This window comes from Halalkalibacter suaedae, assembly GCF_017939705.1.
Taxonomy (GTDB): domain Bacteria; phylum Bacillota; class Bacilli; order Bacillales; family Bacillaceae_D; genus Halalkalibacter; species Halalkalibacter suaedae.
Genome location: NZ_JAGKSQ010000008.1, coordinates 131706 through 158676 on the forward strand (window position 1 = coordinate 131706; position 26971 = coordinate 158676).

Consider the following 26971-nt stretch of genomic DNA (forward strand, 5'->3'; position numbering starts at 1 on the left):
TAAAAGAAGGAGGGGGTATGCTATAAAAAAAGATGATTCATAATCTATAAAAGATCATTGAATCATCCTCTGGCTTTTTTATCTAATTTGACCATTTCCGCTTATCGTTAGTTTAGTTGTAGTTAAGGCAGGTAAGCCCATCGGTCCACGAGCATGGAGTTTCTGTGTGGAAATGCCAATTTCTGCTCCATAGCCAAGAGCACTTCCATCCGTAAAGCGAGTCGATGCGTTATGATAGACGGCAGCTGCATCAACCTCCTGCATGAATTGTTCGGCTATGAGAGCATCTTCGGTAATAATTGCTTCTGAATGTTTTGTTCCATAGATCTCAATATGATTAATTGCTTCTTGTACATTATCAACAAGCTTCAGTGCGAGATCTAAGCTTAAATATTCATCTGACCAATCCTGTTCGGTTGCTTCAATCGAATCTGGTATTTGCTGTGTTATTTCTTTGTCACCATGAATGGTAATCCCGTTTTCTTGAATCATTGTAATAAATGCTTCTTGATTAGCTGAAAACCAATCTCTATGGATAAGTAAAGTTTCTAGTGAATTACAAACAGCGGGACGATCCGTTTTGGCGTTAATGATAATGGAAAGAGCTTTATCTATGTTGGCCTCTTTATCGATATACATATGGACGTTACCAACACCTGTTTCGAGAACTGGAATGGTTGCTTTTTCTACTACTGTTTCAATTAATGAACGACCGCCTCTAGGTATCAATACATCGATATACTTCTTTAGGGTGAATAATTGTTCAATTGCACGTCTGTCCGTGCTAGCGATAAACTGGACAGCGTCAACAGGAATATTTGTTTTGGTTAGGGCTTCATGAATAACTGAGACAATTGCCTTATTAGAATAGAGTGCGGAGGAGCCGCCTTTTAAGACAATGGCGTTCCCAGATTTTAAAGCAAGGCCAGTCGCATCGACCGTAACATTTGGGCGTGCTTCATAGATCATTCCGATGACACCAAGTGCAACACGTTGTTCTTTTACGTTCAGACCATTTTCTAATGTCCATTCGCTCAAAATAGTACCAACTGGATCATTAAGTGTAACAACTTCTCTTAGCCCATTGGCGAAATCACGTATCCGTTCCTTAGTAAGTAGAAGGCGATCCATATAAGCTTGATCATACTCTTTCTTTCGCCCTTGGACTAAATCCTTTTCATTTTCAGTAAGAATATACTCATACTTAGCTTCTAACATGTCGGCAATCATTAGAAGTGCATCATTTTTATCACTGGTTGAAAGGGTACTTAGCATTCTACTGGCTTTCTGGGCTAGCTTGGCTTGCTCCTCAATATTTAAATTGGTCACATTGATTATACTCAAGTTTCATCACTCCTTTAAGACTCTGGTGGTACGATTGTAGGGTAGCAGACAAAGTCATCTTGACTAATTGCTTCACCAATTACTCTGATATGGTCAGGAATTTCTCTAAGCTTGAGGCGTTTTATTTCACGGAGCTGATCAGCAGAGTAGTTAATAACTCCACGTCCAACTTCGTCTCCGTTCAAATGTCTGATGACCACAACATCTCCACAATCAAAGGTACCTTTTACTTCCCTTACACCTTGAGGGAGCAAATGACTCTGCTCCTCGGTGATTGCTACTCTTGCACCGTCATCAATAATAACTTCACCTTTTGTTCCTGAGTTAAAGGCAATCCAATGTTGGTGTACATCTAAACCTTCTTGTTCCGCGTTCGGTTTGAAATATGTTCCTTTAGCAGTATGGTTAACAGCATCGACTAGAATATTTGGTTTGTTAGCATCACCAATAAAGGTTTCAATCCCTGCAGCAAGTGAAATTTTCACTGCTTCGATTTTAGAACTCATCCCACCAGTTCCAACATCACTAGCAGAGCCCCCAGCAGCGGCCTCAATATCTGCTGTAATTTCATGAACGACTTCGAGTAGCTTTGCATCTGGATTGGTTGAAGGATTATCATCATAGAGCCCATCAATATCTGATAGAATAATAAGCTGATCTGCTTCAACAAGCCCAGCTACTTTTGCTGATAATGTATCGTTATCACCAAATTTCAGCTGTTTAATTGTAATCGTATCATTCTCATTCACGATTGGGACAACACCTCTCTCAAGGAGAACCTGTATCGTATTACGGGCGTTCATGTACCGCTTTTCATCCAAAAAGTCACTTCTGGTAATTAAAATTTGGGAAGCAATATAGCCATGAGAGCCAAATCTTTCTGAGTAAGCTTCCATCAAAAGGCATTGGCCAATGGAGGCTGCTGCTTGTTTCTCAGCTAAAACAGATGGTCTGTCAATAAATCCTAGCTTGCGATATCCTGCAGCTACTGCCCCAGATGATACAAGGATTAATTCATGACCAGCATCTTTAATTAGAGCAATCTCATCGACTAAGCGGACTAACTTTTGGATACTGACTTCACCATTTCGACTAGTTAAAGAGCTGCTTCCTATTTTTACTACTATCCGTTTTTTTTGTTGACTTTCGATCATCTCTCCACCTCATTTGAAAAACGAAATCAATTTTAGTTTTGTTTTGGAATTCATGACATTTCTTTCGTTATTTCTTGTGAGCGTTCTTTTGTTGTACATTCGATTAGGGTCAGGAAAGCGGATAATATGCTTACTTAACCTGCTAATTCTGTTGACCTGTGTCCCAAAAGACTGATTGAAACAGCGAATCCGAGTCCAACAGAATATTATGTAGTCTGTATTCTTATTCCAAACGTATCAACCCCAATTACATACTAGTATTAAGTAATCTGCAAAATTATTCACAAATGAAAAAACTACATTTTCATATGTATTGAGTGAAAGATAAAAATATTAATCATCGGTGAGTTTTGTTTTTTTTGCTTCGCTATGATATGACGATAAAAAAGGTTGTCCTGTTCGAAAACAAAATCTGTTTTCAAACGCGACAACCTCTTGTTCTATATAATCATTTTAGTTTTTATTAACAAGAGCTTGTCGATCGGGTGCCTGCGGAGGTTGTTCGAGCCAACCATGATTGATCATAATCTGTGCACCATCCTCAGCAAACAAAAGTATTTCTTGAATGATTCGATTGTAGTTCAACCCAATATCCCGTCTAGGACTTGAACCCATACTTGTTCCGTAATGACTTACAGAAGCCCCTGTTAAGACCGTGACATGGAACATCATTAATTTATCTGAGAAGGTATGGGAGGTTGAGGAGGTTGGAAGCGTATCCCAAGTCATTGGAGCAGGGAGGTTTGATTCGTTAAGGGTTGTACTAAAAATTTCAATATGTTTAGAAGCAATATCCCTAGCTCTAACTAAGAACTTTTTAACATCCTTTTCAGTAGCAACTTGACTAAATCCTGTTACAAGTGATTGACCGATCTGGTTTCTTTCAATATTAAAAAATAAATTCATAATTTCTATAGCGCTTAACGGTCTTTTTTCACCAAGCCAACCATTTAAAAAACTTTGCTGTTTAACAAAGTCAACCTCAGATGGCATTTCAATTTGTGAGGGTCTTAAAAATAATCCTTTTGATAACAATAGATTTGAGGTGCGTTGAAATAATTCCATTGATTGTTTTACATATTTTTCAAAAAGTGACCTCATGTCATTCCTTGCAGAAGTAGCTAGACATAAAGAATAACTATTGCCTCCAATCTTACCCATATTATGTAAGTAAAGAAGATAGAACGTATCAGAGTATAATCTCGGTCCAGATAAATTAACATCTGTATTTACGTTGAAACCTTTAGGGACAGCAACTTTTTCATTTTTAAATAGGGTAGAGATTTCATTACAATGCCCTTCAGAAAGATGTAGAGCAAAAGTGATAACTTCTTTAATTTCTGTGTCCTCAATATGCTGTAGAAATTGATTGAACATACATATGACCATCGAGTCATTTATATAGGTTGTCCATAGACTAGCTAACTCAGATGTTGATAAAGAAATTTTCTTATGCGTTTGACTCATATCTATTCCTCCTTCGTATTGCTATTAAATAAAATGCCCAGATTAAAAATTGTTATTAATTATTATTGAGTAAGAGAAACTAGATATAAATAAGGTGTCTTAGAGACATGCACATAAGACACCCTTTTTTATTTAGAGAAAGAGTAATCCGAAAATGGTTGAAATGACTAATGCAATTACAACTGGGATGAAGCTTTTCCGGACGAGATCAATAACTGAGATTTTGGCAAAACCGGCAATCGCAATGATCGGCGACCAAGCAACAAGTGTTCCGCCACCAACCCAAATGGCTCCCATTTGACCGATAGCTGCGAGAGTGGCTGGGTCAACTCCAGAAGTTTGACCAAAGGCTTCTGATAGTGAACCAATTAGTGGAAGACCAGAGAAGCCTGATCCATCTAATCCAGATACCATGCCAAGTATCAGGATGCCAAATCCTGTGATAAATGCATTTTCAGGAATGGCTGTTTGCCCTGCTTGAACAAGGTCAAATAGAAAGGCAGGTGCCTGCTCTGGGTTTTCTATTTTTAATATTTGAGCTGCAAAGGTCGCATTCCCGATAAAGAAAAAACCAGCAACAGGTATAACGAGACCCATGACTTTAAAAGCATAGACAAAGCCATTGATTAGATGGTCACTCACATCCTTAAGCACGTCTCGATAGCTTCGTGCTATTGAGATGAGCAGTAATAGAATAATCGCCGTTCCCCCAATAAGTGAGGCACCTGATCCGTCTGCAATCTTCGGTACGAAATCTGAAAATGTTGCCAGTATGACATAGACGATGATTGCCAGGAAAGTAGTTGGGACTAGAATAGCAAACCACTTGCTATGAATGCCTTTTTTAATGACCATATCGTCATTATCTAGCTTCACGCCCTCATCCCCGCTATTTTCCCAATCAATTAAATTTTGCTTAGTGGCTGGGACAATTGACTTTTTGATCATCAAATAAGCAATTGATAATGCAATGACTCCAGTAACGAGTGATAGAATGAGTGAATTGTTCGCAACATCACTAGCTGAAATGACAGAAGAAGTTGAAGCAGCTAACCCAGGTGCGACTTGAAGGACGAAATCAGACGATAGTGCCATTCCGTGACCAGCGAGTGAAATCGCGATGGCTGCTCCCATCGGTGGCAGGCCTGATCGAATCGCTACTGGAATTAATAAGGCACCTAATAGCGGAACAGCTGGTGCTGGCCAGAAAAACAAGGAAATGACATAAGTGATCAGCACTAAGATCCAAAAGGAAAGATGACCATTTTTCATCACCTTTTGAAATGGAATAATCATCTGCTGGTCAGATCCAATTGATTTTAAAGACTGTAGCAATGCTGTCATGACAGCAATGATGAGAAAGATGTTAAAAAGCTCTCCAGCTGCCGTTAAACTGGCATTGAAAATAGCATGAACCCCTTGCAGAAACGAGTTACTGTATACCCATCCGACAAGGAAAGTCATAACAAGTGCCGGAACAACAACATTTTGTCTAAATAGCATTGTAATAATAATCAAGCAGGTACCGAGTAAATAAAGCCAATGCGCTAAAGTTAAGTCCATTTTAAAACCCCCTCCAAACCTTTAGATCTAGCTAGGATAGCCTATGTAAGAGGATAGGCAGTTGTGAAAGACCTACTGATTTTGGAGTGGAATGAATATTCGTTTGTAGTAAAAGAGGGTGTCTTGAAAGATTGATTCGATCTCTTGAGACAGCCTCTCTTTGAGTTAATAAATAATCTCTTTCCTTAACTTACATATTTTCACTCTGTTCGGTTAATTTAATGCTAATGACAATCTGAAGACGGGGAGTATCATCTCTTGAAAATAAAAAAAAGATTATTAACTAGACGACCAAAACAATCTGGCGAAAATCAGCCAGAAAAAAAAGCAAAAAAGGAATTTACTAACGAAATCAGTGAAAATATTGCTGTTTTTAAGGAGATATTTAGTCATTGTTCTGATCTTGTTTATCGAAAAATAGAGATCGAGGGTAGACAAGCATATGTCATATATTTAGATGGGCTTATAAAAACGGAAGATCTGCAGAATCATGTGATTGATGAGGTCCTAGCCCGTAAACAAGTAGGCCAGTTATCAGTCGAAAAGGTAGAAGAGGAGATTGTTACTGTTTCTGCTGTTAAGGATCAGTCCTATTTGGAAGATGCAGCCAATGATATTCTTGAAGGAAATGCTGTACTCACTATTGACGGACATAACAAAGGAATTGTGTTTTCGATACCAGGATATAAAACAAGGGGAGTATCGGAACCTGACTCTGAAGCCGCTATTCGCGGGCCGCGAGAAGGGTTTATCGAGAGTCTACGTGTGAATACCTCGCTAGTAAGGAGAAAAATAAAAACAACGAATTTAAAGATTGAGTCAATGAAGATTGGTGTCCAAACACAAACGAACATAGGAATTGCTTATATTGATGGGATCGTTGACAAAAATGTACTAAAAGAGCTGAAACATCGATTAGACCGGATTGACATTGATGGAATACTTGAAACTGGATATATTGAGGAATTGATCGAGGACAATTCGTGGAGCATATTTCCTCAAATTCAAATAACGGAACGTCCTGACACAGCTGCAGCTAATCTTTTAGAGGGCAGGGTGGCTATCTTTGTTGACGGTACCCCGTTTGTCATGATACTTCCTTCTACTTTTTGGCAACAATTTCAAGCAAGTGAAGATTATTATGACAGAGTATATATTGCGATATTTCTTCGTGTCTTACGACTAATGTTTGTTGCGGTTGCGTTGATGCTACCTGCTTTCTATGTTGCAGTAACGACGTATCACCAGGAAATGATCCCGACAAACCTACTGTTAAGTGTTGCTGCTGCTAGAGAATCGATCCCGTTTCCAGCAATCGTTGAAGCATTTATTATGGAGCTTTCATTTGAGGCATTACGGGAGGCGGGCGTCAGATTACCTAAAACAATCGGACAAGCTGTTAGTATTTTAGGAGCCCTTGTCATTGGAACGGCAGCAGTTGAAGCCGGGATTGTATCAGCACCTATGGTTATTATCGTGTCATTGACGGGAATCGCTTCCTTTACGATACCTAAATTTAGTTTGGCGATTGCAATAAGACTACTACGTTTTCCTTTAATGATTTTAGCGTCAATTTTTGGTTTGTTTGGAATTGTTGTTGGAATGGTTATCCTACTCATTCATTTATGTAAATTACGTTCATTTGGTGTTCCGTATTTTGAACCAGTTGCTCCTTTAAGATTCTCAGAATTAAAAGATGTCTTCATTCGAACCCCAATATGGATGCAGAATTCAAGGCCTGATGACTTTGTCAAAGAAAACAAGAAGAGACAAGCTAACGATCTGAAGCCATCCCCAAATAAAAATGAAGGATAATACGTGGAGGGACCGATGAAACGATTATTGAGTCAATTACTACTGCTTTCATTAATCTTGCAATTGGTAGGTTGTTGGGATCGAAGAGAAATCAATGATCTTGCAATTGTAACTGCCAGTGGCTTTGATATACAAGGAGAAGATGAGTATTTAATAACTGCACAAGCCCCAATTCCTGGAGCGATGGGTGGCACAGGTGGTGGTGGAGGAGGAACATCAGGTGGTGCAATGTTTTACTTAGATGCTGGAATCGGAAAAAGTGTTAGGCAGGCTAACCAAGATCTTCAAAAACGCATGGCACGGCGTTTAATGTTTGGTCACCGCCGTGTCGTTGTATTTGGAGAAGACTTGGCAAAGGTTGGACTTAGAGAAACGTTGGATGTTCTGACTAGAACGAGAGAGGCCCGTCTCAACACACAGCTTTTCATCGCGAAAGGGAAGGCGAATGAAGTACTAGCAGCCTTACCTCAGCTAGAGAACCTGTCATCTGAAGCGATTCGGGAACAAGGAGTGAACACATACTATCTTACTTTAGAGGATTTTTTAACGGATTATCAAAGGACTGGAGATGATCCCTTACTACCTGTATTACAAACAGTTAAAAACAAGGCTCCGAATCCAGAGTTACAAGAAGATCAGATAGAAATTAGTCAATTCGCGGTGTTCAAAGAAGATAAGATAGCCTTTATGACTGACGAAAAGCAAACTGTTGCCGCAACCTTCCTAATAGAAAAAATGAAAGGTAAGACATATTCTGTAGAATGGGAGTCTGGTGTTGTTACAGACCTATTAATTAAGCAGCAAAGTAAGAAGATGAGCTATACAATCAAAGATAATATGCCTGTCTTTCAAATAACAGTTAACTTAAAAGGAAATGTTCTTGAGGATCAAAAAGGGTTGAATTTTGAAGAAAGAGAAGCAATGGAACAGCTTAATAAACAAATCAATAAGCAGGTAGAGACTGAAATGAACAATCTTCTTGATGAAACTCTTTCTAAGGGAATTGACACATTTGGATTTGGATGGTTATTACATCGCCGTGACCGTGAAAAATGGGCAAATGAGTGGAAGGATTCATGGAGAACGCTATTGCCAACGCTTACTTATGAGGTAAAGGTCAATAGTTCAATTGAATTTACAGGGTTAGTGACTGAAGGGATTGGCATAGGAGAGTGAATAGTAAATGTTACAGATCGTTTTTGTATGGAGCTTACTAATCGGTACGTATATACTTCGTAGAAAAGCTATAACTGAAGATAAAAGGATTAACCAACTATATATTGGTTTTTCTTCAGTAGTAGCAATATTTGCTATTGCTCTTAAATTCGATGGAGTTCTAAGTGGCTATACCCGTTTTCTATCTAATGTTTTTAGTGAACTAACGATGGTGGTGATTGGGAGATGAACGTTAAAATTTCACAACGACAATTCAGTTTCGTGATCGCGAATTTAACGATATCTACAAGCTTAATGGTCCTACCACAATCAATGATTGATTTAGCAATGGAAAATGCTTGGATTGTCCCCATACTGATCTTTATTATAGCCAGTATTATCATCCATTTTGCATTTATTGGAATTAAAAAGCTTAATCAACTGGCGTTAGATCCAAATTCATTTAAGACGAAAGTCCTTGCTGTAATCATGATCATATTAATTACTCATATTATTACTCGTGATGTAAGAGTAATGAGTGGATTCATTGAGACAACCCTTTTACCAACAACCCCAACTTTTATTATAATCGTTATGTTGATTGGCACTAGCTTATACCTGGCCTGGGCAGGGATTGAAGTCATTGCTAGGTTTAATGAAATGGTTTTTGTCATTTTCATCGGTGTTATTTTATTTATTCCTTTGTCTTTGATAGGGGATATCAAACTCGAGAATTTCGAACCTGTATTAGGCCTTAAAACAATCCCTTCACTGTTGCAATCAAGCTATATTACCCTAGCTTGGATTGGTGAAATGGTGGTAATTCTCTTACTATTTGGTTCAGTTAAAACAGTGAAAGAGGCAAGGAGATCGTCTATTTTCGGTGTTGGAATCGGCCTTTTTACTCTTTTTATTTTAATCTTTATGGAGATTGCTGTCCTAGGTTCTGAGATTGTCCGTTACTCAACTTATCCTACCTATGTCTTAGTACAACAAATTCGTTTGACAGAGTTTTTAGATAGGCTTGATTTTATTTTAATTGGACTATATTTCCCAACTGTTTTTGCGAAATTCGCCCTCTTGCTTTATGGGTTAAATCGCTCAGTGAATCTTCTAACGAATACCCAAGGGAAAATAGTTCTTATGCCATTAGCGATCCTAATGGGAATTCTATCAATTACTATGTTTGAGAATAAATCAGCTCTATATAATTTTAAGGTACATACTTGGGCTACTTTAGGTTTGATTCTAGAAGGAATGATTGTTTTAATTATGTTGTTCGTTATTTGGAAAAAAAGGAAGGGGAGAAAGAAGAGCAAGGTGGAAGCAAATGGTTAAAAGATTAAAAACTACGTTAAGCATAAGTGCTTAACATAGTTTTTTTGTTGTTATATTAATACATACCTTAAAACGCCCAGTTCCCATCACGGAAGATCGGCTCACGCTTTCCGTCCGCGTAAACTCCGTCAATGTTCATGTCAGCAGAGCCCATCATGAAGTCAACATGAGTAAGACTTGTGTTTAAGCCGTTCTTCTCAAGCTCTTCTTTATTCATCTCTTTTCCGCCTTCAATACAAAATGCGTAGGCAGAGCCTAGAGCGAGGTGATTTGATGCGTTTTCATCAAATAACGTGTTGTAAAAGAGAATATTTGTATCTGAGATAGGAGATTTATGTGGTACAAGTGCAACTTCTCCAATATAGCTTGCTCCTTCATCTGTGGCTAGAAGACGCTTTAATGTTTCGTAACCTTCTTCTGCCTTAAAGTCAATCACTTTTCCATCTTTAAATGTAAGGGAGAAATTGTTAATCAATGTCCCACCATAATTTAGAGGCTTTGTGCTTGAAACAGTTCCGTTTACTCCAGTTTTCTTAGCGGATGTAAAGACTTCTTCTGTAGGCATATTGGCAACAAATTGAACGCCATCCTTATTTGTACTACCGCCACTTACCCATAAATGAGTTTCAGGTAATTCAATGACGAGATCCGTTCCTTCAGCTTGATAATGCAGTGCATGGTAATGCTTTTCATTCAATGAGTTCATTTTCTCATCAAGAGTGGCTAAATGCTCATTCCAAGCGGGAACTGGTGCTTCAACATTAATGCGTGTTGCAGCAAAGATGGCTTCCCATAATTGTTCAACTGCTTCCTCAGCAGAAACATCAGGGAATACCTTTTTCGCCCAGCCTTCTGATGGAACAGCGACAATTGACCAACTAATTTTGTCAGACATCACGTAAGAACGGAAGCCTTCCATTGCCTTTCCACTTGCTTTATTTAGGTTAGAAACACGTTCTGGATCAGCATCCTTTAATAAATCAGGATCAGAACCAGTAATGCTTAAGAAAGCAGCTCCACCTTCAGCCATTTCTTCAAATCCTCTAGCGACCCATTCAGGGTATTCATGAAACGCTTCATCTGGAGCGAGTTCAAATTTTGTTTTTGTTAGGACTTCATCACTCCACTCAACGTGAACATGCTTTGCCCCTGCTTCATATGCCTTTTTTGCTACGAGACGCACTAGCTCAATAGCGGTGATCGGTGTACGTACGACAAGGGTTTGACCCTTTTGAATGTTAACGCCGACTTTGACTGCGAGTTCAGCGTATTTTTCGAGCTTTTCTTGAAAAGTTGACATGGACCATTCCTTCTTTCTATATATGTATTGAATCAATTTAACTATATCAATAAATTGTTAATGTGAAAAGGTTAGCGAATATAACGTTATTTATGCTATGATATTAAACGTGAAAAAAGAAAGAGGTTCGCAAACTCCCTCTATAAAAAACTAAGGTGGCAACTGTACAAAAGGTACAGTTTTCTTGTCGTTTAGCGACAATTTTCAGTTTATTTAATAAACTGTTTGACCAATGGATGAATCGGAGTTTATCGAATGCTCGTTCTTCAAGAATAGTCCACGATAATGGACTACGATAAAGGAGAAATGAGACATGAGAAATGATAAGGCAGTCGTTGTCTTCAGCGGAGGACAGGACAGTACAACATGCCTACTATGGGCATTAAAAGAATTTAAAGAAGTAGCGACGGTCACATTTGATTACGGACAAAGACATCGTCTCGAAATTGACTGTGCCAGAGAAATTGCAGATGAGCTTGGAGTATCCTTTCATGTTCTTGATATGACGCTTATCAATCAATTGTCACCAAATGCCCTTACCCATCATGACATTGAGGTGACGGCAGGAGAAGAAGGAGAGCTTCCTTCGACATTTGTACCAGGGCGCAATCACTTATTCCTTTCTTTCGCGGCGGTTTATGCTCACAGTATCGGTGCAAAGCATATTATTACTGGTGTCTGTGAAACGGACTTTAGTGGTTACCCAGACTGTCGTGATAGTTTTGTGAAATCATTAAATGTGACATTGAACCTAGCTATGGATCAGCAATTTGTGATTCATACTCCGCTTATGTGGCTCGACAAAGCACAAACATGGAAGCTAGCTGATGATTTAGATGGCTTAGCCTTTGTTCGTGAAAAAACGCTAACATGCTATAACGGTATTCGCGGTGATGGCTGTGGAGAATGTCCAGCCTGCGTTTTACGAAAGCAAGGCTTACAATCATACCTAACGGAAAAAGAGGGGAGGGAGGCACGATGATGCAGCAATTCTACCCTCAAGTCCCTCATTCTTATCGATATGAATTAAATAAAGATATGCATTTATCAGCTGCACACTTTATTCCACATGAACAGGCTGGGGCTTGTCAGCAAATGCATGGACATACGTATTTTATAAATATAACAATTGCAGGAGATAAACTAGATGAACTTGGATTCTTAATTGATTTCAAACGCATTAAGGATGTCGTTCATAAGCGTTATGATCACACTCTTCTAAATGATCACCCAGAATATAAAGACGTCCATCCTACAACGGAGAGAGTGGCAGAGCAAATTTGGACTGCCGTTCAAACAGAATTACAAAAGCAGGCGAACAAACCGAATTGTTTACAAGTTGTCGTGCGTGAAACACCAACGAGCTATGTTATCTATCGTCCTAAACCCGAGGAGCTAGTATGAAGATCCCAGTAATGGAGGTGTTCGGGCCGACCATTCAAGGAGAGGGAATGGTTGTCGGTCAGAAAACGATGTTTGTTCGTACAGCTGGCTGTGATTATAAATGCTCATGGTGTGACTCCAGCTTCACATGGGATGGTACAGGACATAGTGAAGCACTGCATGCTGAGGAGATTATTGAAAAGCTGAAAGAGCTTGGAGGGAATCGTTTTTCACATGTAACGATTTCTGGTGGAAACCCTGCTCTTCATAAAGGGGTCGGTGAGCTTATCGACAAATGTCATCAGCAAGGATGGGAAGTCGCTATTGAAACTCAAGGTTCAATTTGGCAGGATTGGTTGAAGGATGTCGATGATATAACGATATCTCCAAAGCCGCCTAGCTCAAAAATGAAAACTGATTTTGAAAAACTAGATTTCATGATTCAATCATTAGCACAGTCAAACAGTAGTTTGAAAGTAGTGATCTTCAATGAAGAAGATTTCCACTATGCTGAGATGATTCATGAGCGTTATCCGAACGTGCCAATGTTTTTACAAGTTGGGAACGAAGATGTAGCGACGACAGATGATGCGAATCTAGTAGCTAGCTTATTAAAGCAGTATGAATGGTTAATTGACCAAACGATTAGCTCAGCAAAAATGAATAATGTGAAAGTATTACCACAGTTGCATACCTTGATTTGGGGTAACAAGCGTGGAGTATAGAGGAGGACTTAAAATGAGTGGAAGATCAGATAAGGAATTAGAGGGTGTAAGCCTACTAGGAAATCAGGGGACAGCATATGATTTCTCATATAATCCTTCCGTTCTAGAAAGCTTTGAAAATAAGCACCAAAATAGAGATTATTTCGTCAAATTCAATTGTCCTGAATTTACATCACTTTGTCCGAAAACCAATCAACCTGATTTCGCTACAATCTACATCAGCTATATTCCTGATGTGAAAATGGTAGAAAGTAAATCACTAAAATTATATTTGTTTAGTTTTAGAAACCACGGTGACTTTCATGAGGATTGCATGAACATCATCATGAACGATCTGATTGAATTGATGGACCCACGTTATATTGAAGTATGGGGTAAATTCACCCCACGCGGCGGCATCTCAATCGACCCGTACACAAATCACGGTAAGCCAGGAACAAAGTATGAGAAAATGGCCGAGCACCGTATGATGAATCATGATATGTATCCTGAGACGATTGATAATCGGTAGGGAAAAGTTGAGTCATTAAATTGGTTTTAAGTGACCTTTCAACTAAATAGTGATTTGTAATAAACTCACAAAGAGATAAGAGACTGGCACATAACTAAAGTGTCTAACTGGAATAACGAACAAAGTAATCATGTAGCGTATGAAATATACGTAGACTCCTGCGGGATCTAAAGCCAAGGGTGAGACCCCACAGGCGTAGCCGAGGAGGCTCACCGGCTTCCCGCGGAAAGCGAAGTATATTTCAGGAGCGGTTGACGTCTGCCAACTATATTGTTCAGATTTTCTATCAGTTAAATCACTTTTGTCCTAGTCTCTAAGTTTAGGCATCTATTAATTCGGGTATCTTACTTATATATTGATAGATAGAGGGGCGTAGTTATTAGATGCAAGAATTTAAAGTATACTTAGGATTAAAGAATGGTGAAAAGTTTACATTTTTAACTGAAGCAGAAAGTGATAAGCAAATAATTAGCGAAATTATAATCGAGGCGAATTACAGCTGGTATTCATTCACTGCTGAATCCGTAAAATACCAAGTAAGAAAAGAAGACATTGTCAGCATCGGTATTAGCATGGATGAATAAGAATTTAATCTCTTATCAAAAAAGTCACTCTTATGAGTGGCTTTTTTAATTTGATAATGCAGGAGATTGAATGTTCGTAAAGTGTAGTTTGTTCTATAGATTTTGATTTGACGAATCCGAGTAGCGCTGTGGGTTTGATTATATTAGTCAACTATTGGTAAAACTGGAGAAGAAAATATACTGTGGAGGCGTAAATGGATAGTCAACAATCTTTAGACGAGAATCGTTATACATATGCCAATCGGAATCTTTGGTCAGGAATTTTGTTTGGGCTTGGGTTGATTGCTTTCTTTGATGAGGTGGTATTTCATCAATTACTAGCTTGGCATCATTTCTATGATCGTTCTACAACTCAAATTGGGCTTTTCTCTGATGGCTTATTTCACGCCTTTAGTTGGTTTGCAACAATTGGTGGCTTGTTCATGTTTGCTGATTTAAAAAGAAGGCAGGCAGTATGGATGAAGAGATGGTTTGGTGGAGTCTTACTTGGTGCAGGAGTCTTTCAATTATATGATGGCTTAATTCAGCATAAGGTGATGCGAATTCACCAAATTCGTTATGTTGAAAATGTATTCATTTATGATGTTATCTGGAATGTCTCGGCTGTATTGATTATTTTAATTGGGGTTATATTGATTTTGAAAACAAGGCAGCGGGACGAGAAGAAGGTGATTGCATATGAATAACGATGAACATGTTCAGCATCTAGTAGAGCATAGTATCGGGATTGGTATTCAAATGACTCTGTTTCTTCCTTTTGTTCTAATGACTTTTGTTTATATCGTAGCTGTTATCTACTCAAATCGTACCTATAGACGTTGGCCGCTAATGCGTACAATCTGTTTATTAGTTGGAATGATTTGTGCTAGTTTAGCTGTTATTGGCCCATTGGCTGATCGTGCTCATACTGACTTTTCCGTACATATGTTTGCACATCTTTTACTAGGGATGGCAGCACCATTATTTATTGTCTTATCGGCCCCTATGACACTACTTCTTCGTACAGTAAGTGTAAAAACAGCTAGAAAAATAACAGCACTTCTAAAAAAAGAGATCATTCGATTTTTGTGTGATCCGCTTTTCACCTCAATTATGAATATCGGTGGGTTATGGATATTATATATGACAGACCTATTTGGGGCGATGCATGAGAATAGTGGTGTATTTATCGCGATTCACGTTCATATGTTCCTTGCTGGGTATTTCTTTACATATTCAATGATTCATATTGATCCAAACCCACATCGGGCCAATTTCTTATATCGCTCGATCGTCCTCGTCTTGGCAATTGCTGGGCATGGTGTTCTGGCAAAATATTTGTTTGCTAATCCACCGAGTGGGGTAGCAATAGCAATGGCTGAAGAAGGAGCGAAATTAATGTATTACGGTGGGGATCTAATTGATATTGCAATCATATTCATTATTTGCTTACAATGGTACAAGCAATCGCGTCCACGTATGATTGCCCACCAGTAGCTAACAATACTGAAAAGAAAGCGCTTTAATAATTTGGTTTTCAAAAAAGGAAATCCAAATTAAATCACGAATAGTTATATAGAGAGATGGCAGGAGGTGATAAGCATGCATCAGGTAAAAATCATTAAAGGTACTTCATCGAAAACACTTCAAGACCGAGTAAACGAAACATTAGAAAATTTAGATGGTGAGTTTATCGACATTAAAGTAAGCGGAGCAAGTTCAGGACAAGAAGAGAAGTTTCTTGCTGTAATTATCTACAAAAAATAGCAAGTGAAAACGTATCTTACACACGAAGTAATAACAGACTAAAAGATCAACGCCTTTGGGAAAATAAATTCTCAAAGGCGTTTTTACGATGCTTTTTCCTTTAGTGGTATTTCATTACATAGGAGGATAGGCACCTACCTTCATACAATAAACCTAAAACAGAATATAAATATATTTTTAGTTAAATCCCTTAGTCCGAAGTGGCTGAAACGTATCGAGAGAATGTGCCATGATCGCACCAGCACTTGGCAGATGCTGTCTCAATTCAGTGCAGGCCTTAACTCTGTAATCATTAAGATGGGTAATATAAGGATCATTTTGGACAAGTACCTCAGCTAGAACATTGAGCTTTGTATAAGTTTCGTTCCGATCATTTACAGAAGTATATTGGTTGATCACTTGAGTTATTTTTACAGTCTTACTTTTATAGTTTAATAGTTTTTCGATTTTAGAATCTGTGTCGTCTGACGATTCGTTCGGCTTTGGAAATAGATATACAACAGCCTCACAATATGCCTTACCCCTGTACATATAAATTCCCTCCTAACTAGACAATGATCCTATTGTAGCAGATTTTAGAGAGGAGGGAGTGGACAAACTAATGATTTTTTTTCATTACATTGTCAATTTATTTCAGCTTCTATGTTTTGTAAGAGTTTTGTATAGTCATCTGAGAATTCAAATTGTGAAGACTGCCAGTTTTCTTTCACCCAAGCAAGTAAGCTGGCTCCATCTGAAAATGATTCCCCACTTGTATCAGCATTCCTTATCATATAACGACCATTTTCAGGGTCAACAGTCACAACACAAGGGTACGCCCCGTCCTTGTCCATAATTTTAAACTCCATCATCAAGCCTCCAACATTCTTTTGCCGTTATTATCTAACGTTTTGGAAAATATATACGCGAAGTCAAATGTTGAAATGCGATGGTAGTTATGTTTATATTGGCAATAATCGCATTTCCCTCCTTGCTTACATATTTCTTAACGATTATTATAAGTGTAAATGGAATGAAAGTAGGGGAGCATCAATGTACATACCGAAGTACCCAGAAGATTTTAATGATAGCTTACGAAACAAGAAAACGAGTGAAGGGGACTTAAATAACAAAATAAACAATGAAATCTCGAATATGATTGAGTTTATGGAGGAAAATCAAACAAATAACCATTCTGTTGCCTTTGAGGATGTGTTAATTATTATCGACAGAATCTATGAGGATGATGATAATTACTTTGAAATTTCCGTAGCTAAACATCATAGTAGAGGGATCGTTCGCTAATTAAAAAGGGATCAGCTCATTTTTTGAGTTGATCCCTTTTTTCATTTCATTTATTTCCTAGGCAAGCGCATAAACCGCTAATAATTGACAGATTTTTCGGAAATATTGTCTAATTTAGTGGTAATTTTACCGTGAATGTCGTTCCTTGCCCAAGCGTACTATCAACACAGATTGTACCTCCATGGTTTTCGATAATCTTATAACAAACTAAAAGACCTAAACCCGTTCCTTTTGGCTTCGTTGTATAAAAGGGTTCACCTAACTTTTTTAACGAAGATTCTGACATTCCATTACCTTCATCAGTGATTGAGATTAGAGCACAGTGATTTTTTTCTTTGACATTAATATTGATCGTACCTGAGTCCATTACTTCAATCGCATTTTTAATAAGGTTAATTAGAACTTGTTTGATTTTCGTATCCTCACACTGAATCTTCATGTTTGTATTCTCGTAATTTGTCTTAATGATAATATTTTTTATAATGGCTTGGGACTCTAACAAAAAAGTGACATCTTCAATTAATTGGTAGATTGAGTGCGATTGTCTCACTTCGGAGTGAGGCTTTGCTAAAATAAGCAATTCACTTGAAATTTGTTCAATTTTACTTAGTTCTTCTTCAATAATTTTATAGAAGAGATCGGAATGCTCATTTTTTTTAATTAATTGAAAAAAGCCCTTTATCGAAGTAAGAGGATTTCGTATTTCGTGAGCAATACCAGCAGCAAGCTGTCCTGCCATTGAGAGCTTCTCAGACCTGATAAGAAGGTTTTCTGTTTCTTTTTCTCTCTTTACTTGATCAGACATCGTTGGAAATGAACGATTCTCTGAACTACCGCTATATAACTGCGATGGCACGATCGTTGAATCTGTCATTAAATATTCGTGAACATGCATTAGTTTTCCCATCATTGTCGCGGATAGCTCTTCTCCGTTATAGGCACAAACGGATATCGATTGATGTTCCTTAATAACCATATCAATTTCGTGTTCATATGGTATTAACCTTTGATTTAGTAAATCTTTGGTTGGGAAATCGAGTTTTCCCCAAGTTCGAATGCTTTGATTACCTTCAGTTTCAAAAACCCTCTTATAATTAGGTAGTTCTATTCCTTCAGATGCCAGGAGTGGTTCATAGAAGGAACGAGCCTCTGAAAATTGTATGGTTTTAATTTTACTTTCTGAGTAGTTTTGCTTGCGTAGCATCGTTTTAAGTATATTATTATTTTCGGACGTATCTACAAAATGTATATGTTGATTTTTGTCTAAACCTTCAGTAATAAAACTTATCGCATTATTCAAATAAGATTGCTGATCACTATACACATATAGGATATGTGCTCCGGAGGATAAATTAATATTCGATGTGAAGGCAAATTCGTTTTCGAGCGAAGGTCTTTTAGCTTTCATATATGAACCTCTCTTAACTATTAATTATATTTATTGTAATGGCGTTGTCATAAATTGTCTAACAAAAAATTGAAAAGGTGGGTTCTAGAAAAAGAGTTTACTAAGACCAAGTAAGATGAAAATGAAGCTAGGCAGTAACGACAAATAACGGACGATAAAACGATTCTTGGTTTGATGTCCATGAATAACACCAAGAATGAATGTGATTAGGATAAAGAAACCAGCCAGCGGTGCAAACCAGAATGTGCGTTCTGCAAGCCCAGCTTGAATCCCATAGCTTACACTATCAATATTCATAAACAGGGCAACGACTAGAAAGTAGGAACGTCTGTAAAGGGGAAGATCGTGAAATAACTGGTAGATCCCTATACCAATAAGAAAGATTCCTGAAGTCGTCTGGATGATTGGAGAGGGAATGATCTCACCAATTAACCGACCTATCCCCATTGAGAAAAAGAGAACCGACATTGAGAATGCAGACAGCATTAAAACAACCGAGAATGGGATGTTTATCCGTTTTAAACCGAATATGAAGCCAATCGCATAACCGTCAACACAAACGAGAAGTGCAAGGATTATCGTTGAGAAAAAAGCGATCATATGTCACCCCTGTTCAAATCATTTGTTCATCATATGCAGTGCTTGTCTAGATTAGTCGCATTTTCTCCATCGAAAAGCAGAAAAACATGATACACTACATAAAAAAGAAAAAGGGGAGAAGGATGTATGGAGATTTATTTGGATTACAACGCAAGTACACCAATTGCAAAGGAAGTCGTTGATGCAATGACTCCATTTCTGTCAGAGCATTATGGAAATCCATCAACCTCACATTTTGCAGCGGTGGAAGCAAAGAAGGCGATCGTTCATGCGAGAAACCAGCTAGCTTCTTTAATAGGGGCTCAAGCCGACGAAATGATTTTCACAAGTGGTGGTAGTGAAGCGAATAACCATATCATTAAAAATGTTTATGAACGTTTTCAAGATAAAGGCCGCCATATCATTACTACAACGATTGAACATCCTGCTGTTCTTGAACCACTGCGCTATCTTACGGCCTTTGGTGCTGAAGTTAGCTACGTACCCGTTGATCAGTATGGACGTGTTTCTGTAGAAGACATTAGAAAAGCCATCAGACCAGATACAATTTTAATAACAGTGATGCATGCTAATAATGAAGTAGGTACATTGCAACCAATTAAGGAAATAGGAGAACTAGCGAGAGAAAATGACATACTGTTTCATACAGATGCCGCTCAATCGATTGGTAAGGTTGAGATAGATGTTAATGATCTACAGGTTGATTTCCTTTCAGTCGCGGGTCATAAGTTGTATGCACCTAAAGGAATTGGAGCAATCTATATTCGAAAAAGTTTAGAGATCGGTCCTTTTATTCATGGAGCAGGTCACGAGAGCGGACTTAGGGCAGGAACAGAAAATGTTTTGTTTATTGTTGGGCTTGGCAAGGCATGTGAGCTAGCTAAAGCAGGACTAGCTGAAATGAAAAGCGTCGAGAACAAGCGTGACCAATTTAGAGAGATGCTAGAAAATGCATTTCCTAATCAGTTAATCATAAATGGTCATCCTGAGTACTGCTTGCCAAATACACTAAATCTTAGTTTTCAAGGAAGGCTTGGTCAAGATATTTTAGCAGCAATTCCTGAGGTTGCGGCATCAACAGGCTCTGCTTGTCACGCAGGTGAAGTAACGTTATCACCAGTATTGAAGGCGATGGGCGTGACTCCAGAAGCTGGGAAAGGCACAATTCGTTTTAGCTTAGGGAGATCAACGACGATGGAAGAGCTCAGTCAAGTTGTTGAGTTATTAAAGAAACGCTTGAATTAAGCAAATTATTTTACAACAAAAGGAATGTTATATAGGATAGACTAGAAATGAAACGAAAAAGGAGAGTTTTAGGAATGAAAAGCTCACAGCTAGAGAAGTACGAGGTATTCCAGGCGATGAATAATCGTCATTCCGTACGTAAATATAAGCCAGGTCTTACGATTCCAAAAGAGGAACTAGAGGAATTAGTAGAAATTGCCTCAACTGCACCTTCAGCTTGGAATTTGCAGCATTGGCGTTTTCTAATTATTGATGATCAGGAGAAAAAACAAGAATTGCTTCCGATTGCTTATAATCAAGACCAGATCGTCGATAGCTCAGCGGTTGTTGTTCTACTAGGGGATATAGAGGCTGGTAGAGAAGCTAGCTCGGTCTATCAACCTTTAGTTGAAAAAGGATACATGACAGAAGAAATTAAAGATACATTGGTTGGGCAAATTGAACGTGCGTATGAACGGGGGAAGGAAACGTCCTTTGCACGTGATGCCGCACATTTAAATGCATCTTTAGCTGCAATGCAGTTTATGCTAGCAGCTAAGACCAAAGGCTATGACACATGCCCAATTGGTGGGTTTAAGCGTGATGAATTAATTGACGCGTGTAATATTCCTGACCGATATGTTCCAATCATGTTAATGACTCTAGGTACTGCTGCAAAAGAAGCACATGGCTCCGAGCGCAAGCCTGTAAATGAAGTGACAATTTACAACTCATTTTAATACTAGTTATTATAAAAGGGTGCTGAGACAAAAATGATTAATAGAAAATCCGAACAATGATAGTTGGCGGACATAAACCGCTCCTGAAATATACTACGCTTTCCGCGGGAAGCCGGTGAGCCTCCTCGAGCTACCACTCTGCGGGGTCTCACCCTTGGCTTTTGCATGAGGCCACTGAAAAAGGTGTGATTTTCACCTTTTTTAGTGGCCTTTAAGCAATGAGCGAAACCGTTGCATTCTCTTAAGCCTTGCTATGAGTGGGTTTTTCTCATAGAAGGCGTGCAACGAGTGGAGCCATTGCTGCTGCCTCGAATCTGCTCAAAGGGACTTTTTCAGTGGCCTCTTTTGCATCCCGCAGGAGTCTACGTATATTTCATCCGCTATGTGACTGCTTTGTTCGTTATTTCAGTTATGTCATGGTCTCTTTTCTTTACCCCTTTTTAGGGGAGATGAATGTGGTTAATAAAGTGTTGTTTGATTAATTGGTTTTAACGATAGTAAGATTGGGAATATCTATCCATGATGGAAGGTATTCTTTTTTCGTTCTTAAAAATCGTTATTTCTACCTACACTGAAGAAACCTGCGAAAAGGCTAATAGCAGAGTGAGTGCTACACAATGATAGGAGTCTGTACAATCACTATTTTCATTCTTTTGCAAGAGCCTGAAAATAGTGAATCACTTTTTTAGGGGAAGAGATTAAGTCAATGCCTAAATGAAGCAATGCTTGCTCATGTGTATGTTGGAACTCTTTACTTTGTGTATGGATATTCTTCGTCCACGATTGAACAGACGCCTTATCTCGGTTAGGCAAAGAGTCCTCAATTGTTGAGCAAATGAACGATCGACAGACGGCGTTTTTGAAGGAGGGTTGAAGTGAGCAGCCTTTTCTATCTTCAAAAAATTGACATACTGAATAAGAAAGTTCAAGGTCGTCTCGTTCTAATTGGGTTAGGGAAGAACTGTGTTTAACCTCGTCATGGCTTGGATCGATAGCCGCTTTCACTGTTATTGAATAAGGATGAATGATTGCATCAGGATGATTGTAGATTAAATTGAATTGAGCTTGATCGAGCGTACACATTTTTGAAAGCTCAAGTAGTTGGAAAGTTGGACTATATGAGCAGCAACCAACCTTCTTCAAATGAGTAGGCGGTTGGAAGTATGGATCTTTACAATTTCGACAAAGGGAAGAAAGAATCTGGTTGTTTTTTTGATCTAAGGTAATCATAATTTCACTCCTTACTTTAAACGTAGCATATTAGTTTATAAATTTAAAATAATTGTGACAGAAAACATTACAAATATGACTTATTTTATGCAAGTTATACTGCGTTTTCTCGTTTTTTTGAGACGTCAGAAAATTTGACTAAATAAATCTATGAATATAGCGAGATAAACTTTAACATATGTGTCCATTGTGTTAAAATATTTTTGAAAGCGTTAAACATTGTTTCCAATCATAGATGAGACTTTAGAAGTAAATAGGAGGTTATTACCACATGTCAAGCAAGGAGAACAATCCGGAAGAGCCATGGAGTGGTTTTCATGGTCCGAATCTTGGCGTTGCAATTGAGCTTTATGAAGAGTATTTAAAGGATCCAGAATCTGTTGAAGAAGATATGCGTGCTTTATTTGAAGAGTGGGGACCGCCTCCAGCTGAAAATGAACCGATCAGAGAACGTAATACCTCTACTCATGTGTCTAGTACATCACCTGACATGATGAGAAATTATGTTAATGCGGTGAAATTAGCAGACATGATTAGAAGGAAGGGTCACCAAGTTTCTGATACTAATCCTATTAATTCAGTGAAAAAGGATATTGAACTATTTGAACTGGAACAGTATGGTCTAACAGAGGAATTTCTAAAGCAAGTCCCTGTTGATTTTATTTGTCCAAATGCGCCATCTTACGTAAAAAATGGTATGGATGCGATAAATTATTTAAAAGAAGTCTACATGCAGAAAATTGCCTTTGAATTCAATCATGTCCATGATCATGAAGAAAGACAGTGGTTGATTGAACAAGTTGAATCTGGTTCGTACCTGCCGTCATTTCCTAAGCAAGAGCAATTGAATCTTTTGAAGCGTTTGACACAGGTAGAAGGATTTGAGAAATTTGTTCATCGTACATTTGTTGGACAAAAGCGTTTTTCTATTGAAGGTCTTGATATGCTAGTACCGATGCTAGATGAGGCTGTTCGAAAAGTGGTACATAATGGAACAAAGCATGTGTTAATTGGGATGGCCCATCGTGGACGTCTGAATGTCCTTGCCCACACATTAAGTAAACCATATAGAATGATCTTTTCTGAATTTTTACATGCACCAAAAGACTTAATTCCTTCAGAAGGGTCTGCAGGAAATGGTTGGACTGGAGATGTGAAATACCATTTAGGTGCTGATCGTCAAATTCGGGATGAGAATACGGCTGAAGCCATTGTCTCTCTTGCAAATAATCCAAGTCACTTGGAATTTGTTAGTCCAATTGTCGAAGGATATGCACGTGCTGCACAGGAAGTAAGATCAGAAAAAGGCTTTCCTAAGCAAGATACATCAAAGGCGTATTCGATCTTAATTCACGGTGATGCTGCTTTTCCTGGGCAAGGGATTGTTACAGAAACATTGAATCTATCCAGACTTAATGGGTATCAAGTTGGTGGCTCACTTCATATTATTGCTAATAATAATATTGGATTTACAACTGAAACATACGACTCTCGTTCGACTACATATGCGAGTGATCCTGCTAAGGGATTTGAAATCCCGATTGTTCATGTGAATGCAGATGATCCAGAGGCCTGTATAGCCGCTATTAATTTAGCGCTTCAGTATAGACGGAAGTTTAAGAAAGATTTCTTAATTGATTTAATTGGGTACCGTCGATTTGGTCACAATGAGATGGATGAGCCTGCTGTTACTCAGCCTGGATTGTACGACAAGATCCGTAAGCACTTAACAGTTAGAAATCTTTATGCACAGTATTTAACAAACCAAAAGATTATCGATACAACTTATGGAGATCAGCTTGACCAAGAAATCCAAGAAAGTCTTCAAGCAGATTACGATCATGTGCTTGCTAAGAAAACGGATCATGCGTTTGAAATGTCTCCACCTGATTTTATTGTCAATGGCTTACCTAAAGTGAAAACAAATGTGCCATTTAATACATTAAAGGATATTAATGAGGAGTTACTTTCTTGGCCAGACGATTTTTCAGCAAATCCAAAGCTAGAAAAAATCCTTAAGCGTCGTTTGGATTCATTTGAAGAGGATGGGAAAATTGATTGGGCATTAGCCGAAACGTTAGCATTTGCGACGATTTTGCATGATGGAACCCCAATTCGATTAACTGGTCAAGATTCTGAACGTGGTACGTTTGCTCATAGGCATTTAGTGCTTCATGACAGTAAGAATAATGAAGTCTTTACACCATTACAGAACTTTGGCAAAGCTAATGCTTCCTTTGCTGTATACAATAGTCCATTATCGGAGCAGGCTGTCGTAGGCTTTGAATATGGTTATAATGTTCAGTCACCAGAAACATTAGTTCTTTGGGAAGCTCAGTTTGGCGACTTTGCAAATGGAGCACAAGTTATCTTTGACCAATGGGTTTCGGCAGGTCGAGCAAAATGGGGACAGAAATCAGGATTAGTTGTCTTACTTCCACATGGCTATGAAGGTCAAGGACCTGAACATTCAAGTGGACGTGTAGAACGTTTTCTAGTCCTTGCAGCTGAAAACAACTGGACGATAGCCAATTGTACTTCAGCATCTCAGTATTTCCATATCTTAAGAAGACAGGCAAAAATTCTTGAGAAAGAAGCTGTCCGTCCACTTATTATTATGACGCCGAAGAGCTTGTTACGTAACCAGGTTGTTGCATCTACTCATAATGAATTTACTGAGGGAGAATTTCTACCTGTTTTTGAACAAGAAGGGCTTGGGCAACAAGTAGATAAAGTTGAACGACTCATTCTATGTAGCGGTAAAGTAGCCATCGATTTAGCTGATCGTGTATCAAAAATGGAAGACAATAGTGATTGGGTTCATATTGCTAGAGTCGAGGAATTATATCCATTCCCGAAAAAACCAATTCGAGAAATGTTCGCACGTTTCTCTAACCTCAAGGAAATTGTTTGGGTACAAGAAGAGCCTAAAAATATGGGTGCTTGGCCATTTATGGAATCTAGGATTATCGATATTGCCCCTAAAGGTACAACGGTAAGCTATATTGGTCGAACGCATCGTTCGAGTCCTGCTGAAGGGGATCCAGTTGCTCATAAAAAAGAACAAGAACGTATTGTAACGGAATCACTAACACGTAAACAATAAGAGGAGGCCATTTCGGTGATAGAGATTAAAGTACCAGAACTAGCAGAATCGATTACAGAAGGCACAATTGCTCAGTGGTTAAAAGAAGTCGGGGAATTCGTCAAACAAGGGGAATTTATTGCTGAGCTTGAAACAGATAAGGTGAATGTTGAAATTATAGCTGAACACTCAGGTGTCATTAAGCAATTTACAAAAGAGCCGGGTGATACAGTAGAAGTAGGCGAGGTTATTGCTGTCATTGATGAGAATGGCACTGAAGGAGCCTCTAATGAAGAAGTAGCTCCTAAGGAAGAAGCAAAAGAACCTGTCAAACAAGCAGAGCAACAGAGTGCTCCAAAAGAAGCGGCTGCAAGCTCTTCATCAAAAGACCGATTGCTGGCTTCACCTTCAGCTCGCAAGCTCGCTCGTGAAAAGGGAATTGACTTACAAGCAGTTAACCCTTCTGATCCACTTGGTCGTGTTCGCAAGCATGATGTAGAATCACACCAATCAAAACCAGCCAAGCAAGCAGCTGAAACGAAACAAGCTCCTTCTAGTACAGAACAAGCTGGTAAGCCTGTGGAACGTATTAAAATGTCTAGACGTCGTCAAACAATTGCAAAGCGGTTAGTTGAATCACAACAAACAGCAGCAATGCTGACAACGTTTAATGAGGTTGATATGACTGCGGTTATGGATGTTCGTAAACGTCGGAAGGATGCCTTCCTAGAGAAAAACGGAGTAAAGCTTGGGTTTATGTCATTCTTTACAAAAGCAGTTATTGGTGCACTAAAAGAATTCCCATTGTTGAATGCGGAAATTCAGGGTGATGAAATCCTACTTAAAAAGTTCTATGATATCGGAATGGCCGTTTCTACAGACGAAGGTTTAGTCGTTCCAGTTGTTCGTGATGCAGATAAGCTAGGATTTGCTGGAATTGAAAAGGCAATTGGTGATTTAGGCAAAAAGGCACGTGATAATAAATTAGCTATTTCAGATTTACAAGGTGGAACTTTTACCATCACTAATGGTGGAGTGTTTGGATCACTTTGGTCAACACCAATTTTAAATTCACCACAAGTAGGTATTCTAGGAATGCACAAAATTCAATGGCGTCCTGTGGCGATTGATCAAGAACGATTTGAGAATCGTCCAATGATGTACATTGCATTATCGTACGATCATCGTATTGTTGACGGAAAAGAAGCGGTAAGTTTCCTTGTAAAGGTTAAAGAACTTCTTGAAGATCCGGAAACATTATTACTTGAAGGTTAATATCTACCAAAAAGGCTACCAACTTCGGTAGCCTTTTTTT

The 26971-nt window shown here is 38.5% G+C and carries 27 protein-coding genes and 1 riboswitch; of the genes, 17 read left to right on the forward strand and 10 right to left on the reverse strand.

Annotated elements, in window-relative coordinates; translation table 11 throughout:
* Positions 1 to 78 precede the first annotated feature (78 nt).
* The 4 genes from J7W16_RS17580 to J7W16_RS17595 all read right to left on the reverse strand — a co-directional run bounded on the left by J7W16_RS17580 (position 79) and on the right by J7W16_RS17595 (position 5528).
* Positions 79 to 1338 (reverse strand): glutamate-5-semialdehyde dehydrogenase, encoded by a 1260-nt coding sequence (locus tag J7W16_RS17580; RefSeq protein ID WP_419095852.1) that lies wholly within the window; start codon positions 1336 to 1338, stop codon positions 79 to 81.
* A 20-nt stretch (positions 1339 to 1358) separates the two neighbouring features.
* Entirely contained in the window at positions 1359 to 2498 is a 1140-nt protein-coding gene (proB, locus tag J7W16_RS17585) for a glutamate 5-kinase (protein WP_210598787.1), read from the reverse strand.
* A gap of 453 nt (positions 2499 to 2951) precedes the next feature.
* The gene (locus J7W16_RS17590; RefSeq protein ID WP_246880090.1) at positions 2952 to 3965 is read right to left on the reverse strand and encodes a DUF3231 family protein; all 1014 of its coding nucleotides are present in this window, start codon (positions 3963 to 3965) and stop codon (positions 2952 to 2954) included.
* 132 nt (positions 3966 to 4097) lie between these two features.
* Entirely contained in the window at positions 4098 to 5528 is a 1431-nt protein-coding gene (locus J7W16_RS17595; RefSeq protein WP_210598788.1) for a hypothetical protein, read from the reverse strand.
* A gap of 258 nt (positions 5529 to 5786) precedes the next feature.
* Here J7W16_RS17595 and J7W16_RS17600 point away from each other — a divergent pair, with 258 nt between their 5' ends.
* The 4 genes from J7W16_RS17600 to J7W16_RS17615 are packed head-to-tail and all read left to right on the forward strand — an operon-like array spanning position 5787 to position 9836.
* A complete protein-coding gene (locus tag J7W16_RS17600) occupies positions 5787 to 7343 on the forward strand; it encodes a spore germination protein (RefSeq protein ID WP_246880091.1) in 1557 nt (518 codons plus the stop codon).
* A 15-nt stretch (positions 7344 to 7358) separates the two neighbouring features.
* On the forward strand, positions 7359 to 8519 hold the full coding sequence (locus J7W16_RS17605) for a Ger(x)C family spore germination protein (protein ID WP_210598789.1): 1161 nt from the start codon (positions 7359 to 7361) through the stop codon (positions 8517 to 8519).
* A 7-nt stretch (positions 8520 to 8526) separates the two neighbouring features.
* Positions 8527 to 8748 carry a hypothetical protein gene (locus J7W16_RS17610; protein WP_210598790.1) on the forward strand — a complete coding sequence of 74 codons (222 nt, stop codon included), beginning with the start codon at positions 8527 to 8529 and terminating at the stop codon, positions 8746 to 8748.
* A complete protein-coding gene (locus J7W16_RS17615; RefSeq protein WP_210598791.1) occupies positions 8745 to 9836 on the forward strand; it encodes a GerAB/ArcD/ProY family transporter in 1092 nt (363 codons plus the stop codon). Before J7W16_RS17610 ends, J7W16_RS17615 begins: the two co-directional genes overlap by 4 nt.
* A 67-nt stretch (positions 9837 to 9903) precedes the next feature.
* Here J7W16_RS17615 and J7W16_RS17620 read toward each other — a convergent pair whose 3' ends face one another.
* Positions 9904 to 11136: an aminopeptidase gene (locus tag J7W16_RS17620; protein ID WP_210598792.1), complete on the reverse strand. Its 1233-nt coding sequence runs from the start codon at positions 11134 to 11136 to the stop codon at positions 9904 to 9906.
* 116 nt (positions 11137 to 11252) lie between these two features.
* Positions 11253 to 11296, forward strand: a riboswitch (PreQ1 riboswitch).
* A 153-nt stretch (positions 11297 to 11449) separates the two neighbouring features.
* On the opposite strand from J7W16_RS17620, the gene queC reads away from it, so the two are divergent.
* The 8 genes from queC to J7W16_RS17660 all read left to right on the forward strand — a co-directional run bounded on the left by queC (position 11450) and on the right by J7W16_RS17660 (position 16085).
* Positions 11450 to 12118 carry a 7-cyano-7-deazaguanine synthase QueC gene (gene queC, locus J7W16_RS17625; RefSeq protein WP_210598793.1) on the forward strand — a complete coding sequence of 223 codons (669 nt, stop codon included), beginning with the start codon at positions 11450 to 11452 and terminating at the stop codon, positions 12116 to 12118.
* A complete protein-coding gene (gene queD / locus J7W16_RS17630) occupies positions 12115 to 12540 on the forward strand; it encodes a 6-carboxytetrahydropterin synthase QueD (RefSeq protein ID WP_210598794.1) in 426 nt (141 codons plus the stop codon). The genes queC and queD overlap by 4 nt, the downstream gene beginning before the upstream one ends.
* The gene (gene queE, locus J7W16_RS17635) at positions 12537 to 13244 is read left to right on the forward strand and encodes a 7-carboxy-7-deazaguanine synthase QueE (RefSeq protein ID WP_210598795.1); all 708 of its coding nucleotides are present in this window, start codon (positions 12537 to 12539) and stop codon (positions 13242 to 13244) included. Before queD ends, queE begins: the two co-directional genes overlap by 4 nt.
* A 13-nt stretch (positions 13245 to 13257) precedes the next feature.
* The gene (queF, locus tag J7W16_RS17640) at positions 13258 to 13755 is read left to right on the forward strand and encodes a preQ(1) synthase (RefSeq protein ID WP_210598796.1); all 498 of its coding nucleotides are present in this window, start codon (positions 13258 to 13260) and stop codon (positions 13753 to 13755) included.
* Between the two features lie 383 nt (positions 13756 to 14138).
* Positions 14139 to 14339, forward strand: a complete 201-nt coding sequence (locus tag J7W16_RS17645) for a hypothetical protein (protein WP_210598797.1) — start codon at positions 14139 to 14141, stop codon at positions 14337 to 14339.
* A 194-nt stretch (positions 14340 to 14533) separates the two neighbouring features.
* On the forward strand, positions 14534 to 15025 hold the full coding sequence (locus J7W16_RS17650; RefSeq protein WP_210598798.1) for a DUF2243 domain-containing protein: 492 nt from the start codon (positions 14534 to 14536) through the stop codon (positions 15023 to 15025).
* Entirely contained in the window at positions 15018 to 15815 is a 798-nt protein-coding gene (locus tag J7W16_RS17655; protein WP_210598799.1) for a cytochrome c oxidase assembly protein, read from the forward strand. The genes J7W16_RS17650 and J7W16_RS17655 overlap by 8 nt, the downstream gene beginning before the upstream one ends.
* A gap of 105 nt (positions 15816 to 15920) precedes the next feature.
* Positions 15921 to 16085 (forward strand): sporulation protein Cse60, encoded by a 165-nt coding sequence (locus J7W16_RS17660; RefSeq protein WP_210598800.1) that lies wholly within the window; start codon positions 15921 to 15923, stop codon positions 16083 to 16085.
* A 177-nt stretch (positions 16086 to 16262) separates the two neighbouring features.
* On the opposite strand, the gene J7W16_RS17665 is transcribed toward J7W16_RS17660, so the two are convergent.
* Together J7W16_RS17665 and J7W16_RS17670 are read right to left on the reverse strand one after the other, a co-directional pair.
* Positions 16263 to 16616 (reverse strand): hypothetical protein, encoded by a 354-nt coding sequence (locus J7W16_RS17665; protein ID WP_210598801.1) that lies wholly within the window; start codon positions 16614 to 16616, stop codon positions 16263 to 16265.
* A 92-nt stretch (positions 16617 to 16708) separates the two neighbouring features.
* A complete protein-coding gene (locus J7W16_RS17670) occupies positions 16709 to 16933 on the reverse strand; it encodes a hypothetical protein (RefSeq protein WP_210598802.1) in 225 nt (74 codons plus the stop codon).
* A 184-nt stretch (positions 16934 to 17117) separates the two neighbouring features.
* On the opposite strand from J7W16_RS17670, the gene J7W16_RS17675 reads away from it, so the two are divergent.
* A complete protein-coding gene (locus J7W16_RS17675; RefSeq protein ID WP_210598803.1) occupies positions 17118 to 17369 on the forward strand; it encodes a hypothetical protein in 252 nt (83 codons plus the stop codon).
* 109 nt (positions 17370 to 17478) lie between these two features.
* Here the strand turns inward: J7W16_RS17675 and J7W16_RS17680 are convergent, their stop codons facing one another.
* Positions 17479 to 18777 carry an ATP-binding protein gene (locus J7W16_RS17680; RefSeq protein WP_210598804.1) on the reverse strand — a complete coding sequence of 433 codons (1299 nt, stop codon included), beginning with the start codon at positions 18775 to 18777 and terminating at the stop codon, positions 17479 to 17481.
* A gap of 84 nt (positions 18778 to 18861) precedes the next feature.
* On the reverse strand, positions 18862 to 19377 hold the full coding sequence (locus tag J7W16_RS17685; RefSeq protein ID WP_210598805.1) for an MntP/YtaF family protein: 516 nt from the start codon (positions 19375 to 19377) through the stop codon (positions 18862 to 18864).
* A 126-nt stretch (positions 19378 to 19503) separates the two neighbouring features.
* Between J7W16_RS17685 and J7W16_RS17690 the strand changes: the two genes are divergently transcribed.
* Both J7W16_RS17690 and J7W16_RS17695 read left to right on the forward strand, forming a co-directional pair.
* The gene (locus J7W16_RS17690; protein ID WP_210598806.1) at positions 19504 to 20622 is read left to right on the forward strand and encodes a cysteine desulfurase family protein; all 1119 of its coding nucleotides are present in this window, start codon (positions 19504 to 19506) and stop codon (positions 20620 to 20622) included.
* Positions 20623 to 20696: 74 nt separating this feature from the next.
* On the forward strand, positions 20697 to 21341 hold the full coding sequence (locus J7W16_RS17695; RefSeq protein WP_210598807.1) for a nitroreductase family protein: 645 nt from the start codon (positions 20697 to 20699) through the stop codon (positions 21339 to 21341).
* A 645-nt stretch (positions 21342 to 21986) separates the two neighbouring features.
* Here the strand turns inward: J7W16_RS17695 and J7W16_RS17700 are convergent.
* The gene (locus J7W16_RS17700) at positions 21987 to 22571 is read right to left on the reverse strand and encodes a hypothetical protein (RefSeq protein ID WP_210598808.1); all 585 of its coding nucleotides are present in this window, start codon (positions 22569 to 22571) and stop codon (positions 21987 to 21989) included.
* 271 nt (positions 22572 to 22842) lie between these two features.
* Here J7W16_RS17700 and J7W16_RS17705 point away from each other — a divergent pair, with 271 nt between their 5' ends.
* Positions 22843 to 25677, forward strand: a complete 2835-nt coding sequence (locus tag J7W16_RS17705; RefSeq protein ID WP_210598809.1) for a 2-oxoglutarate dehydrogenase E1 component — start codon at positions 22843 to 22845, stop codon at positions 25675 to 25677.
* Positions 25678 to 25692: 15 nt separating this feature from the next.
* Positions 25693 to 26931 (forward strand): 2-oxoglutarate dehydrogenase complex dihydrolipoyllysine-residue succinyltransferase, encoded by a 1239-nt coding sequence (gene odhB, locus J7W16_RS17710; protein WP_210598810.1) that lies wholly within the window; start codon positions 25693 to 25695, stop codon positions 26929 to 26931.
* The last annotated feature ends 40 nt before the right edge of the window (positions 26932 to 26971 follow it).

What these genes read in the sequence shown, in the direction of transcription:
- proB (WP_210598787.1), bottom strand. Translation starts at nt 2,498, where the DNA reads ATGATCGAAAGTCAACAAAAAAAACGGATAGTAGTAAAAATAGGAAGC.
- J7W16_RS17590 (WP_246880090.1), bottom strand. Translation starts at nt 3,965, where the DNA reads ATGAGTCAAACGCATAAGAAAATTTCTTTATCAACATCTGAGTTAGCT.
- J7W16_RS17595 (WP_210598788.1), bottom strand. Translation starts at nt 5,528, where the DNA reads ATGGACTTAACTTTAGCGCATTGGCTTTATTTACTCGGTACCTGCTTG.
- J7W16_RS17605 (WP_210598789.1), top strand. Translation starts at nt 7,359, where the DNA reads ATGAAACGATTATTGAGTCAATTACTACTGCTTTCATTAATCTTGCAA.
- J7W16_RS17610 (WP_210598790.1), top strand. Translation starts at nt 8,527, where the DNA reads ATGTTACAGATCGTTTTTGTATGGAGCTTACTAATCGGTACGTATATA.
- J7W16_RS17615 (WP_210598791.1), top strand. Translation starts at nt 8,745, where the DNA reads ATGAACGTTAAAATTTCACAACGACAATTCAGTTTCGTGATCGCGAAT.
- J7W16_RS17620 (WP_210598792.1), bottom strand. Translation starts at nt 11,136, where the DNA reads ATGTCAACTTTTCAAGAAAAGCTCGAAAAATACGCTGAACTCGCAGTC.
- queC (WP_210598793.1), top strand. Translation starts at nt 11,450, where the DNA reads ATGAGAAATGATAAGGCAGTCGTTGTCTTCAGCGGAGGACAGGACAGT.
- queD (WP_210598794.1), top strand. Translation starts at nt 12,115, where the DNA reads ATGATGCAGCAATTCTACCCTCAAGTCCCTCATTCTTATCGATATGAA.
- queE (WP_210598795.1), top strand. Translation starts at nt 12,537, where the DNA reads ATGAAGATCCCAGTAATGGAGGTGTTCGGGCCGACCATTCAAGGAGAG.
- queF (WP_210598796.1), top strand. Translation starts at nt 13,258, where the DNA reads ATGAGTGGAAGATCAGATAAGGAATTAGAGGGTGTAAGCCTACTAGGA.
- J7W16_RS17645 (WP_210598797.1), top strand. Translation starts at nt 14,139, where the DNA reads ATGCAAGAATTTAAAGTATACTTAGGATTAAAGAATGGTGAAAAGTTT.
- J7W16_RS17650 (WP_210598798.1), top strand. Translation starts at nt 14,534, where the DNA reads ATGGATAGTCAACAATCTTTAGACGAGAATCGTTATACATATGCCAAT.
- J7W16_RS17655 (WP_210598799.1), top strand. Translation starts at nt 15,018, where the DNA reads ATGAATAACGATGAACATGTTCAGCATCTAGTAGAGCATAGTATCGGG.
- J7W16_RS17660 (WP_210598800.1), top strand. Translation starts at nt 15,921, where the DNA reads ATGCATCAGGTAAAAATCATTAAAGGTACTTCATCGAAAACACTTCAA.
- J7W16_RS17665 (WP_210598801.1), bottom strand. Translation starts at nt 16,616, where the DNA reads ATGTACAGGGGTAAGGCATATTGTGAGGCTGTTGTATATCTATTTCCA.
- J7W16_RS17670 (WP_210598802.1), bottom strand. Translation starts at nt 16,933, where the DNA reads ATGGAGTTTAAAATTATGGACAAGGACGGGGCGTACCCTTGTGTTGTG.
- J7W16_RS17675 (WP_210598803.1), top strand. Translation starts at nt 17,118, where the DNA reads ATGTACATACCGAAGTACCCAGAAGATTTTAATGATAGCTTACGAAAC.
- J7W16_RS17680 (WP_210598804.1), bottom strand. Translation starts at nt 18,777, where the DNA reads ATGAAAGCTAAAAGACCTTCGCTCGAAAACGAATTTGCCTTCACATCG.
- J7W16_RS17685 (WP_210598805.1), bottom strand. Translation starts at nt 19,377, where the DNA reads ATGATCGCTTTTTTCTCAACGATAATCCTTGCACTTCTCGTTTGTGTT.
- J7W16_RS17690 (WP_210598806.1), top strand. Translation starts at nt 19,504, where the DNA reads ATGGAGATTTATTTGGATTACAACGCAAGTACACCAATTGCAAAGGAA.
- J7W16_RS17695 (WP_210598807.1), top strand. Translation starts at nt 20,697, where the DNA reads ATGAAAAGCTCACAGCTAGAGAAGTACGAGGTATTCCAGGCGATGAAT.
- J7W16_RS17700 (WP_210598808.1), bottom strand. Translation starts at nt 22,571, where the DNA reads ATGATTACCTTAGATCAAAAAAACAACCAGATTCTTTCTTCCCTTTGT.
- J7W16_RS17705 (WP_210598809.1), top strand. Translation starts at nt 22,843, where the DNA reads ATGTCAAGCAAGGAGAACAATCCGGAAGAGCCATGGAGTGGTTTTCAT.